The sequence below is a fragment of the Flavobacterium sp. 9AF genome (assembly GCF_902506265.1).
GTDB lineage: Bacteria > Bacteroidota > Bacteroidia > Flavobacteriales > Flavobacteriaceae > Flavobacterium.
In genome coordinates this window covers 1-14,097 of the sequence record NZ_LR733576.1, presented here as the reverse complement: position 1 = coordinate 14,097, position 14,097 = coordinate 1, and the positions used below count along the sequence as shown (strand labels likewise).

At 26.7% G+C, this 14,097-nt stretch carries 15 protein-coding genes; 10 read left to right on the top strand and 5 right to left on the bottom strand.

Annotation, left to right across the window (positions count from 1 at the left end; genetic code table 11):
* Window positions 1–115 precede the first annotated feature (115 nt).
* The 4 genes from HALO113_RS15465 to HALO113_RS15450 all read left to right on the top strand — a co-directional run bounded on the left by HALO113_RS15465 (window position 116) and on the right by HALO113_RS15450 (window position 3,613).
* Window positions 116–478 (top strand): S-adenosylmethionine decarboxylase family protein, encoded by a 363-nt coding sequence (locus tag HALO113_RS15465; protein ID WP_159779991.1) that lies wholly within the window; start codon window positions 116–118, stop codon window positions 476–478.
* A 2-nt stretch (window positions 479–480) separates the two neighbouring features.
* Entirely contained in the window at window positions 481–1,704 is a 1,224-nt protein-coding gene (locus tag HALO113_RS15460) for a DUF4178 domain-containing protein (RefSeq protein WP_159779990.1), read from the top strand.
* A gap of 189 nt (window positions 1,705–1,893) precedes the next feature.
* The gene (locus HALO113_RS15455) at window positions 1,894–2,109 is read left to right on the top strand and encodes a DUF350 domain-containing protein (protein ID WP_159779989.1); all 216 of its coding nucleotides are present in this window, start codon (window positions 1,894–1,896) and stop codon (window positions 2,107–2,109) included.
* On the top strand, window positions 2,102–3,613 hold the full coding sequence (locus HALO113_RS15450; protein WP_159779988.1) for a polyamine aminopropyltransferase: 1,512 nt from the start codon (window positions 2,102–2,104) through the stop codon (window positions 3,611–3,613). Before HALO113_RS15455 ends, HALO113_RS15450 begins: the two co-directional genes overlap by 8 nt.
* A 3-nt stretch (window positions 3,614–3,616) precedes the next feature.
* On the opposite strand, the gene HALO113_RS15445 is transcribed toward HALO113_RS15450, so the two are convergent.
* Window positions 3,617–4,516, bottom strand: a complete 900-nt coding sequence (locus HALO113_RS15445; protein ID WP_159779987.1) for a metallophosphoesterase — start codon at window positions 4,514–4,516, stop codon at window positions 3,617–3,619.
* Window positions 4,517–4,566: 50 nt separating this feature from the next.
* Between HALO113_RS15445 and HALO113_RS15440 the strand changes: the two genes are divergently transcribed.
* Entirely contained in the window at window positions 4,567–4,746 is a 180-nt protein-coding gene (locus HALO113_RS15440) for a hypothetical protein (protein WP_159779986.1), read from the top strand.
* Here the strand turns inward: HALO113_RS15440 and HALO113_RS15435 are convergent.
* Together HALO113_RS15435 and HALO113_RS15430 are read right to left on the bottom strand one after the other, a co-directional pair.
* Window positions 4,739–5,521 (bottom strand): DUF3050 domain-containing protein, encoded by a 783-nt coding sequence (locus HALO113_RS15435; RefSeq protein WP_159779985.1) that lies wholly within the window; start codon window positions 5,519–5,521, stop codon window positions 4,739–4,741. The genes HALO113_RS15440 and HALO113_RS15435 overlap by 8 nt on opposite strands.
* A gap of 122 nt (window positions 5,522–5,643) precedes the next feature.
* Entirely contained in the window at window positions 5,644–6,822 is a 1,179-nt protein-coding gene (locus HALO113_RS15430; protein WP_140998415.1) for an acyl-CoA dehydrogenase family protein, read from the bottom strand.
* Window positions 6,823–7,001: 179 nt separating this feature from the next.
* On the opposite strand from HALO113_RS15430, the gene HALO113_RS15425 reads away from it, so the two are divergent.
* A complete protein-coding gene (locus tag HALO113_RS15425) occupies window positions 7,002–8,708 on the top strand; it encodes a helix-turn-helix domain-containing protein (RefSeq protein WP_159779984.1) in 1,707 nt (568 codons plus the stop codon).
* Here HALO113_RS15425 and HALO113_RS15420 read toward each other — a convergent pair.
* Window positions 8,705–8,935, bottom strand: a complete 231-nt coding sequence (locus HALO113_RS15420; protein WP_159779983.1) for a hypothetical protein — start codon at window positions 8,933–8,935, stop codon at window positions 8,705–8,707. The genes HALO113_RS15425 and HALO113_RS15420 overlap by 4 nt on opposite strands.
* A 406-nt stretch (window positions 8,936–9,341) precedes the next feature.
* On the opposite strand from HALO113_RS15420, the gene HALO113_RS15415 reads away from it, so the two are divergent.
* From HALO113_RS15415 to HALO113_RS15400, 4 genes are all read left to right on the top strand, one after another.
* Window positions 9,342–9,878 carry a hypothetical protein gene (locus HALO113_RS15415; protein ID WP_159779982.1) on the top strand — a complete coding sequence of 179 codons (537 nt, stop codon included), beginning with the start codon at window positions 9,342–9,344 and terminating at the stop codon, window positions 9,876–9,878.
* Between the two features lie 225 nt (window positions 9,879–10,103).
* Window positions 10,104–10,283: a hypothetical protein gene (locus HALO113_RS15410; protein ID WP_159779981.1), complete on the top strand. Its 180-nt coding sequence runs from the start codon at window positions 10,104–10,106 to the stop codon at window positions 10,281–10,283.
* A gap of 139 nt (window positions 10,284–10,422) precedes the next feature.
* Window positions 10,423–11,487, top strand: coding sequence for an AraC family transcriptional regulator (locus HALO113_RS15405; protein ID WP_159779980.1), 1,065 nt, complete (start codon window positions 10,423–10,425; stop codon window positions 11,485–11,487).
* Window positions 11,488–11,532: 45 nt separating this feature from the next.
* Entirely contained in the window at window positions 11,533–13,266 is a 1,734-nt protein-coding gene (locus HALO113_RS15400) for a helix-turn-helix domain-containing protein (protein WP_159779979.1), read from the top strand.
* Window positions 13,267–13,290: 24 nt separating this feature from the next.
* Here the strand turns inward: HALO113_RS15400 and HALO113_RS15395 are convergent, their stop codons facing one another.
* Window positions 13,291–13,548 (bottom strand): hypothetical protein, encoded by a 258-nt coding sequence (locus HALO113_RS15395; protein WP_159779978.1) that lies wholly within the window; start codon window positions 13,546–13,548, stop codon window positions 13,291–13,293.
* Window positions 13,549–14,097: the final 549 nt, after the last annotated feature.

Genomic DNA, 14,097 nt, shown 5'->3' with positions numbered 1-14,097 from the left:
GTACTAATTTATACTATTTAAGAATACAAGTGAAGTGTATTTTTTATTTTCATAAATGAATAAAATGTAACTTTTATTGAAAAACTAGCGTATAAGTAATATACAAAAATAATAAATGCTACAACAAGGTACTATTTTAGGTTTGCACATTCTACAAACACTAACCTCAAGTAAAATACAAAAATTAACAGATTATGAAAGTTGTCATCTCTTTTTAGATAGTTTATTGTTAGCAAATAAGCTTGAAAAAGTTGGAGAATCTCATTTTATTTTCGAAAATAAAAGTTTTACAACAGCAATTTGTCTAAAAGAATCTCATATTTGTATTCATACTTGGCCAGAAATTAATAGAGTTACTATGGATGTTTATTTGTGTAATTATTCGGGTAATAATAACCAAAAAGTACATGATATTTCCAAAGAAATCGCTTTTTTTTTCGAAGCCGAAATTGTATCATCAAATGAAATCTATAGATAATCATGGAGATAACTTGTATTAATTGTACTGCTTCTATTACAGTAATTGACAATTTTAAATTTAATTATTTTTCCTGCCCTGTTTGTAATAGTAACTATAAATTTAAGGAAGAGGAACTGATTTTTTTAGATAAAACATCAATTGCATCATTACAACCAAAATTAAAAATAGGTTCCAAAGGAGTTTTTGATACGATTACCTATACTGTAATCCATTTTGTGTATAAAATAAATCAAAAAAAAGAATCTTGGTGTGAATATCTACTACTTTCAGAAAATGATGAGGTTTTATATTTAATAGAAGAAAAAGGACATTGGTCTATTGAAAAAAGAATTTCTCTTAATCAAAAGATAAATAGTGAATCAATTCTTTATAATGGTATTCAATATAAGAAATATGAAACAGGAAGAGCCAAAGAAGTTTATAGAGTTGGTTTTTTTGAAGATAAAATAGACGTAGAATACAATTATTATGAAGACTTTATAGCGCCACCCTATGGAATTTCATTTGAAAATGAAGATAAACAAAAACACTATTATTTTGCGGAATACCTTTCTCAAGAAGAGTTAAAAAAAATATTTGCCATTGACAATCTACCATCAAGGGAAGGTATAGGAGCTTTGCAGCCTTTTTATTATAATCTTTCACAAGTATATACTGTTTTTATTGTAGGAATTTTGTTAGTAACCCTATTGCATATCATTTTTTATACACAAAGTAAAGAAAACTTAGTGTATGAAAATTTAATTGATTTAGATCAAGCAAATAGTAAAACAATATTTACAGCGCCTTTTGACTTAAAAGGACCTATTGCTCCTTTAGGAATTACGGTTCAATCGGATGTAGATAATTCGTGGATGACAACCGATTTTGCTTTAATCAATTTAGAAACCAATGAAACAGCCTATTTCTCAAAAGATTTAGAGTATTATTATGGTTATTCTGAAGGAGAGAACTGGACAGAAGGTAGTAAAAAAGAAGAGTTTAATATTTGCGGGGTAAGCGCTGGAAAATATAAAATAATGATTTTACCCAATAAGGAAGAAAATTCAGCTAATTCCTCTTTAAGGATAAGAATATATTGGGGAAAACCCGATAATTGGAATTTATATGTTTCTATTGCTATTTTTTTAGCAATTGGAGTTATTTTATATTTTATTAAGAATAACTTTGAAAGCAAAAGATGGGAAGACAATTATTACTCACTCTATAAAAAAGACAAATGATTCAATTAAAAAAATATATTTTTAATAATAAATTGCCAATTGTACTTGTAATTATGGTACTCGCAGTTTATTTGTTTAGTACTTTTTCTGGCAATAGGATATGTAACTGTGAGAAAACAGAAAAAGAAAAACGTACTCGTTCAAGTCGTATATATAATTCAAATAGTTATCATCATAAATAATTTACAAATGGAAGAATTCTTTTTTAAACCTGTTCTAGCATCAATAACTTATTCGTTATTAGGTTTTGCTATTTTATTATTATGCTATTTTATCATTGAAAAAATTACTCCGGAAAAATCTTGGAAAGAAATTGTAGAGAATAAAAATACAGCGTTAGCAATTGTTCTAGCGGCTTTTATTTTAGGTATTTCATTTATTATAGGAATGGCAATTCATGGTTAAGATAAAATATGAATACCTTTTCTTAGTAACTATCTTTATAATTTCTACTTGTGGATTAATCTACGAACTTATAGCAGGTACACTTGCTAGTTATTTATTAGGTGATTCTATTACACAATTTTCATTAATAATTGGTATCTATTTATTCTCCATGGGGATAGGTTCTTACCTATCTAAATTTTTTACCAATGACCACCTAATTAATCGTTTTATTGAAATTGAAATCTTAATAGGGTTAATTGGAGGATTGAGTGCACCGTTATTGTTTTTAATTTTTAATAAAGTAGATTTTTTTGAATTCTATTTATATTTTATTGTTTTTATTATAGGATGTTTAGTAGGTTTGGAAATTCCTTTATTGATGAATATTTTAAAAGATAAGTTTCAATTTAGTGCATTAGTTTCCAATGTTTTTACATTTGATTATATAGGCGCTCTACTTGCATCTATACTTTTCCCAGTTTTTTTTATACCTTATTTAGGATTGATAGAAACTTCAATTGTATTTGGAATAGTTAATATTGGAACTGCCTTATTAATGTGTTTTAGTTTGCAAAAAGAAATAAGAGGTGTTTCATTTTTAAAAATTAAAGCTTTCTTTGGTTTGGCCATTTTATTGATCACCTTGTTCTTTTCTTCTACAATATTGTCTTTTTCAGAAAAGAATTTATATGGTGAAAATATTGTTTTTTCTAAAACGACTAAGCATCAGCGGATTGTTTTAACCCATGAAAGGAAGAATTTCAATCTTTATTTAAATAACAACCTTCAATTTAGCACTTTTGACGAATACAGATACCATGAAATGTTAGTTCATCCTGCCATGTCTTTTGCAAAAAGTATCCATCATATTTTAATTTTAGGAGGAGGTGATGGTTTAGCTGCGAGAGAAATTTTAAAGTATAAAGAGGTGCAATCAATAACCTTGGTAGATTTAGATGAAGAGATGACAAGTTTGTTTCAGAAAAACAAACTCTTTACAAAAATGAACACATTTTCTTTACAAGATGAAAAAGTTGAAATTATTAATAATGATGCATTTGTTTGGGTAAATGAAAAGAACAACAAAAAATATGATGTAGTTATTATCGATTTTCCTGATCCTTCTAATTTTAGTTTAGGTAAATTATATACCAATAGTTTTTATGCAAGTTTGCAAAAAAAGCTAACAGATGATGCGGTATTAGTTGTACAATCGACTTCACCATTTTTTGCTCCAAAATCCTTTTGGTGTGTGAACAAAACGATTCAATCTGAATTTATTTCTACCATTCCATATCACGTATATTTGCCCTCATTTGGCGAATGGGGTTTTACTTTAGCAACAAATTATGATTTTGATAATCAAATTAAAAGAAGCGTTGAGAACCTAAAATTCTACAATTATAATTTAAATGATTTTACTTATTTTTCAAAAGATATGCGAGTAGATGAGGTTGAAATAAATAAATTAAATAATCAAAAACTGGTAAGTTATTTTAATGCTGAATGGAGTGGTTATTGAGTTTTATTTATAATCTTCTAATCGGCAAGGTCCTTCTAAGCATTCTTTTTTAATTTGCAGCGTACCATCTTCTTTTGTATCAATAAACCATTTGATTAAAGCGATGGTGCCATTTACAATTTCGATTCCAGTAATGCTTCTAGGGTGCACGCAGCTGCCATCATTAAAGTAATGGAGTGCATTTTCAATAGGACTTGGAAATCGAGGTCGGTGAGTGTGACCTGTAATGGTTATTTTGTTGTTGTTATCGGCTATCCATTTTTTAATTCGTCTTTCTACCTTAATTAATTCGACATAATTCTTAGCAGGGCTTGTGGGATCTTTAATACCCCAAACTTGTAACGGTTTCCATAAAATTCGTACTAAAAAGCGATTGATTTTCCAGCCAACATAGTTCATAAAATCAGCTTGATGGCCGTGGGTTAAAAACAATTCTTGGTTGTGATTGTCTGTGTTTTCTAATACAATAGCTTCATTACATTGAATGCCAGGAAATAAAGGCACATTTTCACCTTTTCTTTGATCAAAATATTCATATAAATTCTTCTTAACTACATTTTTGTTTCGATATACCATATCGTGATTGCCATAAATAAGATGTAACCTATTGGTGAAATAGAATTGTTGGAGTAACTGATACACGTTTTTATTCGCTTCGAAAATCGTCTTAAAAAACATATTTTCCCATAATTCATCACCATCTCCTAATTCGATGTAGGTGTAACCTTCTTTAAAATAATGACTCATGGCATGATAATAAATATTTCTATTATTGGCAAAGTCATCCGCAAAACTACTGTCGCCACGGTGGCAATCGCTAAATAGAATAAATTTATCAGTATTTGTAAAAGCAATGCGTTTGGCTTCTTTATAGGCTTTATTTAATCGATCTTGAGAAGACATTTTTTCAAGCTTTAATGGTGTATGTTCTTACCAAAAATAGGTTATTTTTAATGGAAATACTAGTTTGTATGCAAGATTATTTAGCCGTGATAGCAGTGGAAAGCAAATCGTTTCCAAATGATACCTTTACTTATAAAAAAAGAGCAACTGTAAAGAAGCTCCTTTTTTTATGTAGTAATGTAATTTGGAAACGATTTCTTGAATCGGATAGCGCGAAAAGCTTTAAATGAATTCCATTTTTTTAGTAATGGCCTCTTCAATAGCATTCCATAAGCCAATTCTTTTTTGAAGCGCAACAATTGAAACCTCTTCTACTTCTTGCCATTTTTTAGCATCATTGTCACATAATTCTTCGATCATTTTCATCGCCATTGGTCCGTGTTCATCAGCATCTAATTCGATATGTCTTTCGAAATAGTAAATTAATTTAGATAAATCTTTATCGGGGAAGTTTTCTTGAAATTTCTTTAATATGGCGGTAAACATTTCAGGAATTAAATCTTCTCTTCCAAAAGTAAAAGCGGCAGCTATTTGGTGAGAGTCTCCTTCTTCAATCACTCGAAATGTAAAATCCAAAAAAGCTTTCACATTTGGATGTAGGTCACTATGTTTAATAGAAACAAAGATATTTTTAGTTGCTTCAACATCGTTTAGAAAGTTTTGAATGGGAAGTGTATCTGCTCCTAAAGCTTCCATAGCGTCTAAGTATAATTCATAATGGCTTTTTCTGTTGCCATTTTGATCCACGTCGGTTTCTTCTGCTACTACAATTTCATTAATTAAATAACGGATTTCTGGATTTCCTACAGGTAGCCAAGGTGTTGTTGTGCAGGTTAATTTAGCTTGTAATGCTTTTAAAAGAGACATAAAGTCCCATACAGCAAAAACATGATGTTCTAAAAAACAATTTAAATCTTCAACGGTTTTGATTTCATTATACAATGAATGCTGGAGTAATTGTTCTTTATAAGCTAAGATTTTTTGGTTAACAATTTGGGTATTCATAATGCTGGTTTTTAAAATTATATACGTAACCTATTAGAGAATAGATTGCAAATAATGTTCCAAAATTAAAAATGCTTCACTAAAAAGCGAAGCATTTTCGATTTTTTTTATCTATTATGTTATTATTTAAATGCATTTAATCCTGTAATGTCTAATCCAGTGATTAGTAAATGAATATCGTGAGTACCTTCATACGTTACTACAGATTCTAAATTCATCATGTGTCTCATGATAGAATATTCACCTGTAATTCCCATGCCACCAAGCATTTGACGTGCATCTCTAGCAATGGTTAACGCCATGTCTACATTGTTTCTCTTTGCCATAGAAATTTGAGCAGAAGTAGCTCTTCCTTCGTTTCTTAAAACTCCCAATCTCCAAGTTAATAATTGTGCTTTAGTGATTTCAGTAATCATTTCAGCTAATTTTTTCTGTTGTAATTGGGTAGCACCAATTGGTTTGTCAAACTGAATGCGTTCTTTAGAATAACGTAAAGCCGTGTCATAGCAATCCATAGCAGCGCCAATTGCACCCCAAGCGATTCCATAACGTGCCGAATCTAAACAGCCCAGAGGAGCTCCTAAACCAGATTTGTTAGGCAATAAATTTTCTTTTGGTACTTTAACATTATCAAAAATTAATTCTCCTGTAGCAGAAGCACGAAGTGACCATTTATTATGAGTTTCTGGAGTTGTAAAGCCTTCCATACCTCTTTCTACAATTAAACCATGTATTCTTCCTTCTTCATTTTTAGCCCAAACCACTGCAATGTCAGCAAATGGAGCATTTGAAATCCACATTTTAGCACCATTTAATAGATAATGGTCGCCCATATCTTTAAAATTAGTCACCATTCCTGCTGGATTTGAACCGTGATCTGGTTCTGTAAGACCAAAACAGCCAATGAATTCACCGGTAGCTAATTTTGGTAAATATTTCATGCGTTGTTCTTCATTTCCGTATTTCCAAATAGGATACATTACTAATGAAGATTGTACAGAAGATGTAGAACGTACACCACTATCACCTCTTTCAATTTCTTGCATGATTAAACCGTATGAAATTTGGTCTAATCCTGCACCACCGTATTCTACAGGAATATAAGGTCCAAAACCACCTATTTCTGCTAAACCTTTCACAATTTGTTTTGGAAATTCAGCTTTTTGAGCGTATTCTTCAATAATTGGAGAAACTTCTCTTTTTACCCAAGCACGTGCTGAATCACGTACCAATTTGTGTTCGTCATTTAATAAATCATCCAATTGATAATAATCGGGAGCTTGAAATAAGTCTGGTTTCATATATAAGTTATTAAGAGCTAGTTTGCCTTACTGCTTTGTTAAAATAATAAAACAAAAGTAAATAAAGATTTTTAACAAATCAACGAACTATTGTTATATTTTTTAAATAAAAAACAAAATAAATGTTCAAATACTTAATAGAAAGCTTTGCCTATATTTGTCGAAAATTTGAATAAGACATGAAAATAATATTCCCTTTTTTGTTTTTGTTTATATCAAACGTGTATTGTCAAAATAAAATATCACTCTCTAATCAAATATATAAAGAATTAAAAGAAAAAGTTAGATATCAAGTTGCTAATAATTTAGATAGCGCATTTTACTATTGTAATAAAATTGAAGAATCTAACCACTCATTACATCAAATATATGCAAAAAGTTATAAGTCATATTTGTTTCAATTAAAAGGAGATACAATAAAATCGAATACTTTTATGGATGAAGCGAATCAAATTTTAAGAAAAGAGAAAGTGACTTTTAAAAGCAAAGAAATATGTTCTCATGTTTATCATCTAGAAGGGTTAATTGCTAAAAAAAGAGGCAAATTTTATGAAGCTTTAGATAAGTTTGAAAAAGGGAAATTACTATCTAATGAGAATAAAGATTTAATTCAGATATTTAAATTAAATAATAATATTTCATCTATTTACGCGGAAATAGGGAATTATAATGTTGCAATTAATAAACTAAAAGAAAATGATAGTCTTTTAGATAGAATTGGTGTTTTATTCTCAAATAAAGAATTTGAAATGAACAAAAGTATTGTAAATTATAATATTGCAAATATTTATGAAAATTTATACTCAAAAAACAATCATTTTAAAGACTTAGATACTGCTATTAATTATTTAAATAAAACAATACGTTATTCAGACAACCTATTACAATATAAAATAAGAGCCATTATTGATTTAGGTTCAATAAATAAGATAAAAGGGAATCATATTGATGCTGAAAAATATTATAATTCAGCAGATATTTTTGCAACAGACAATCATTTTATTTATGAAAGTATTGTTGTTAAATACAATTTAGGTGATTTGTTTTTTACGAGGAAAAATTATGAAAAAGCATTAATTTATTTTAAGCAAGTAGATTCAATATCAATTAAATACAATTTAAAAAAAGAAGAATATATATTATCTAATTATTTTCAAGCTAAGATTTATCAAGTTCTTAATGAAAATGATAAAGCAGTCTTATATTCTAATATCTATTTAAATGAATTTGAAAAAGGGAAAGATAAATTATTTTTAGAATCTGTAGCGATTAATAGTAAAATTAATAATAATGAAATTAAATTAGAAGTTGAAAATATTAAAAAAGCTGCTGAAAGAAGCAAAGTAAAAAATATTTTGTTTCAGATTTTATTAGGAGTTTTATTTAGTATTTTAATTTTTTATTTGATAAAAATGAGTATAGATAAAAAGAGAGCCAATTTAAAAGTTGAAAAATTATTAAATGAATATAAGATAAATAAAGAAGAAGGTAAGCATCAAAAAAAGATTTCACAAGCATTCAATATTGATGATGAAAAAGAAAGGGATATTTTGGAAAAATTAATTGTTTTAGAAGAAAAAAAATATTTTTTAGATCCTAATTTTAATCAACAAAATGTTGCTAAAAAAATTAAAACCAATACTACTTATCTATCTAATGTTGTAAATAAAAATTTTGGAAAAACATTTAGTGAGTATTCTAACGAGTTAAAGATTAATTATGCTATTGAAGAATTAATTAATAATCCAGTTTATAGGAAGTATTCAACTCAGGCAATTGCAGAAAGTGTAGGCTATAAAAATGCTAATTCTTTTACTATATCATTTAAAAAAAGAGCAGGAATGACTCCTGCTCAATTCATTTTAAATATTCAAAATCGAGTTTAAGGGTTCGTTGGTGTAGAAACATTTGGATCACCTTGTGGATCTGGTGGTGTATCTAAGGTGTCACCAAAAGTAGGTGTATATGTTGAGGTAGATGTTAAATCATTTGGTGGAGGAGGTGGAGGAGGAGGAGTGCCGATACCTTTACCACTTCCCCAAATTTTAGTTTTCTCTCTACTTGTAAGCTCTTTTTCATAAAAAGCTTCTAATGAAAATGTTTTTAATTTCATGTAAAAAAATTATTTAGTTAATACATTTACAAATTTACTTTATAAATAAGTTAGATTTCCTATTCTTAATTTTTTCGATTCCTATTGAGGTTTAAGTAATTGGTTTTTAATGTTTTATATTTATTTAATCCTCCTTTATTTTATAAAATGTTTGACCTTTATTTTGTAAATTGTTTAACAATCTAAAAAATTGCATTCTTTTTTCATGGAAATTTGCCAAAGATAATGTAAACAGATGAGGCTTTAGATTACTTAATATTTCAGAAGCTTAAACAAAGATTTATCGATTATATTTTAAAGATAAAAACAACCTTAATAGGTTTTAAAATATTGTTGCAACGATAGTCAAAATGTTCAATTGACTTAAATTTTTTGAACTCAATAAATAATCAATAATTTTTATAAAATGAAAAAAGTAAGCTTAGTAATAGTATTTTTAATAACTGTATTGTCTTTTACATCTTGTTCAAAAGATGACGTTGTGACAGATGTTCAAAAATCAAAAAATGAATTTAATGCAAGACCTTCAGACATTGATGAACCTTATGTTCCAATTGACCCGGGAGATGGAGGAGCAGGAGGTACTAATTGTCAGTCTGTATATAATTTTGGACCAAACTCTAATTGTCAATCAGGAATGTTTACTGCAAACATGAAAGGCAATAATATTTGTGAAAATTTTAATATCAATGGTGGTTATGAAACTGTTAATGGTAACACTGTAACGACATACTTTTCTATTACTTCTCAAACTGAAGGAATTAGTATAGGTTCAATTAATAAAATTTTTGTTCCTTCATTAAATGAATTTCATATTACAATTAGTTATTCTTGGACAAGATTGGTTTATCCAGTAAACTATCCAAGTTCACCTGCATACTCTTTCACCACAAATCATATTAAATTTGTAAGAGTTAATGTTTGTAATCTTACTATAAATTAAGATTTAATAATAAATTTAACTTTAATAGAGAGTTGCTCATTATATAAGCAATTCTCTATTCTTATTTTTAAATATATTAGTTTTTATTTTTATAAATAAAAAAATAATATTATTTTAGTTTTTGTTATTATAATTAATACAATTGTATAAAACATCACTCGATGTGAAATTATTACTTCTTAACCAATTGAATAGAAGAGTATAAATTTTAAAAACAAATAAATCATGTCAAAAAAAATCTTAAAATTAAGTGGTGTTCAAAAATTAAGTAAAAAAGAACAAAAAGAAATCACTGGTGGAGCAATTGTTCCTATTCTTAGATGTGGTGGTGATGGTAGTTTTATTTATGTTAATGGACAAAAAGTTTGCTGTTATATTCCAGCACAAAATAATTATATTTGCTAAAGAAATATCTGAAATAAATAGTAAAATATAATATTTGAAAGCTACTAGTATATTTATTAGTGGCTTTTTTATTTTGAAAAAATTAATATTCTATTTTGTTTTTTTTAATAAATATCTAAATAAATTTGTTTAAAAAAGAATGATTTATATTTTAGGGGCTTTTCTTTCCATTTTTCTTACAATCATTTTATTGCATAAAAAGAAAACAAAATCAGACTATGTTTTAATAATTTGGTTACTAATATTGGGAGCAGATTTATCCTTGTATTTTTATAAAGATACTAATGCTTTTCTAAATATTTTAAATGTCCCTTTTCCTTTTTTTCATGGACCCTTGTTGTATTTATACACAACAATTTTATTAGGATTTGGGGAAAATAGAAGAAAGTTAACTATTCTTTTTTCACCTATAATAGTTTGTTCTGTAGGTTTAATCTACTTGTATTTTAAAGACTCATTATGGCTCGTTATGTCTGCTAGAACTGTTACATTTTGGGGGATAATTTATTTTATTTTAGTCATTTTTTCAGGATTTATAAGTGTTTTTTTTTCGTTTCAAACTATAAAAAAATACGAATCAAATTATGTAAAAAAAAATGATTTAAAGCATATTGATTTAAGATGGTTGCGTTTTTTAATTATTGGAATAGGAATAACATGGTTGACTATTCTTTTTAGTGTACCTAAAATAACGCTTGTTTTTTTATCTCTTTTTGTAATAGGATTAGGTTATTATGGAATTGTTAAGACTCCCATTTTTTACAAATTTCAAACGGACGAGAATACTAACTCTTTAGAATTAAATAACAATAAAATAAGTAGAGACTCTATAGTTATGAGTGCAGAAAGTGAGAATGATATTCTAACAGGGCTTGAAAAATTAATAGAAAAAAAATTATATCTAAATAATAGCTTTACTCAACAGGTAGCTGCAAAAAAAATAAAAACAAATACTTCTTATTTATCCTATGTTGTAAATAAGCATTTTAAACAATCTTTTAGTAATTATTTGAACGAATTAAGGATTAATTATGTTGTTGATGAAATAAATAACAATTTGAAATTCAGAGAATATACAACTCAGGCAATAGCTGAAAGTGCAGGGTTTAAAAATGCAGATTCGTTTACCACTTCCTTTAAGAAGAAGACAGGACAAACTCCTTTTCAGTATATAACAGAAGTTAAGAAAAGGGAACAAAATTAATTACAAATTGTTTTTATATTTTTGCTTTTAAAATCTTTAACTATAATGAAAAAAAATAGAATAATTTTCTTTTTATTTTTTACCATTTCTTTATTTGGCCAAAATACAAAAGATATTAGTGATGCAGAATTTTTAAAATTACAAGAAAAAACAAGGTCATTCTTCAATACAAACATTGATAGTTGTTTGTATTATATTAATAAAATTGAATCTTCTAGAAATAAGATTCATTTAGCTTTTGCTAAAGGTGCTAAAGGAAACATATTCTCTAAAAATGGTAAAACAGATGAAGCTATAGATCTTTATAATCAGGCATTAAATTTAATTAATGGTGTGCCTAATTCTGAGTTAAAATTTCAAAACTTAGTCCTTATCTATATATATGGAGGAAATATTTATAAGAATCAAAAATCTTTTTCAAAAGCATTAGATTATTATTTTATTGCGAAGGGAATAGCACATGATTTGCAAGACGAAATGCAAGTTAGTATGATAAATCTTAATATTGGCAATATATATAATGAAATAGGAAACTATGAAAAAGCAATTAAAATATATAAAATTGTTGATTCGGTAGTAGATTTAAAAAAATTAGACATTTCACAAGAGGATTATTATAGCAAAAAAAGTTTTGTTAATTTCAATTTAGGAATTAGTTATGAAGGATATTTTGCAAAAAATAGGAACAAATTAAATTTACTTGATTCAGCTTTTCATTTTTATGATAAAACAATAAAATTATATAGTAATGATAATCTATATTTTAAAATGAATTCGCTGAAAAATATTGGTAATATTTATTTTTATAAAAATGAATTAAACATTGCTGAAGAAAATTATTTGAACGCTTACTCTATATCTAAACAAAATAAGAATATTCAAATTGAATATAGCTCGGCATATAATTTAGGTTTGGTTTATTTTGAACAAAAAAAGGTTAATAAAGCCTTACATTATTTTCAAAGTGTAGATTCTTTATATAATATTCAAAATAATCTTGGGGTAGCTGAGTATATAGATGCTAATTTTAAACAAGCCAAAATTTATAATTCTTTGGGTGATTATAAAAGGTCTTTATTACATTCTGCTATTTATCTCAATAATAGTGATAAAATTAACCAAATCAATAATAATAACATTATTGAAGTAAATAAGAAACTTAATAATATAGAAATTAGATCTGAAATTCAAAAAATAATTAAAGATAATAATCAAAAAATTTTTCTGAGTAAAGTGTTTATAATTGCATTTATATTCATTTTTGCTTTATTGATTTTTCTCATATTTAATAAATTTTACACTAAAAAGAAGTTTAAAGAGAGAATAGAAAAATTAATAGAAGAATATGAAATAGGAAATGCAATTACGGACTCGAAAAAAAATGAAAAAAGCGAAGTTGCTATTTCATTACATGTTGAAAATGAAAATGAGATTTTAGAAAGATTTAGGCAATTAATTGAGAAAAAAGAATTTTTAAAAACTGATTTTACGCAACAATTTGTAGCAAAAAAGATTAAAACTAATACTACTTATTTATCATCAATAGTAAATAAACATTATCAAAAATCCTTTAGTACTTATTTGAATGAATTGAGAATAAATTATGTTATTAATGAGATAATGATGAATTCGAGATACAGGGAATATACAACCCAAGCAATAGCGGAAAGTGCAGGTTTTAAGAATGCGGATTCTTTTACAACATCATTTAAGAAGAAAACTGGAATTACCCCATTTCAGTTTATTAATGAAATTAAAAAAAGAAGAGAGACATCTTAAAGCATTAAAATGTCTCCCTTTTTTTTAAGGAATTTCTTGACTTCCAGTTCTAGGTTTTGTATCACTGTCTCCGTTCCATGTTGACCCAGGATTTGTAGGGTTAGTAGGAGTCGTAGTGTAACCTGGAGGAGGATTGCCTCCGTAATCAACACTGCCTCCACTTGATGGTGTGCTGGTTGGAGGAGGAGGAGTTACTTCAGTTCCTCCATAAACATTTCTCAGTTGTTTTGCATTTAATTCTTTAGTAGCAAAACTTTCAAAAATTGAAATTTCTTTTGTCATACTCGTTTATTGATTTTAATGATTTTTCAAATGTAAAAAAAATCTATGATTAAGTTTTTGAAATTTATTTAGTTAATAAATCTCATTCGATATTTTGTTTTAATTTTTTGATTTTTAAATACTTGTGTGTTTTTTTGTTTGCTATAATTTAAAAATTACAGTCTCATTTTTCTTTTTTTAAGTTTTATTTAATCTCAATTTATTATAGAAATTCAAAATATATATACTTTATTAAGAATGTTATACAACAATTCTATCTAAAAATGTAGTTTTATTTTAGTATAAATGTTAAAGTGTATTTTCCCTATTTTGATTCTTACTGAATGAAAATTTAGGAATGAAAGATTAAAAATTAAATATAATTTATAAGATGTTTAATTTGTCATAGAACTTTTGAATCATTAAAGTATAATTCCTTTTTTTGCTTCTTTTAAATACTTAGAATTCAATTTATAAATAAAAATTGCATATTTATAATTTACTTTTTTAATCATTAAGTGATTTTGTTAACTTATTTAAGCGCATTGTTTTGCTCTTAAAAGTTAAATT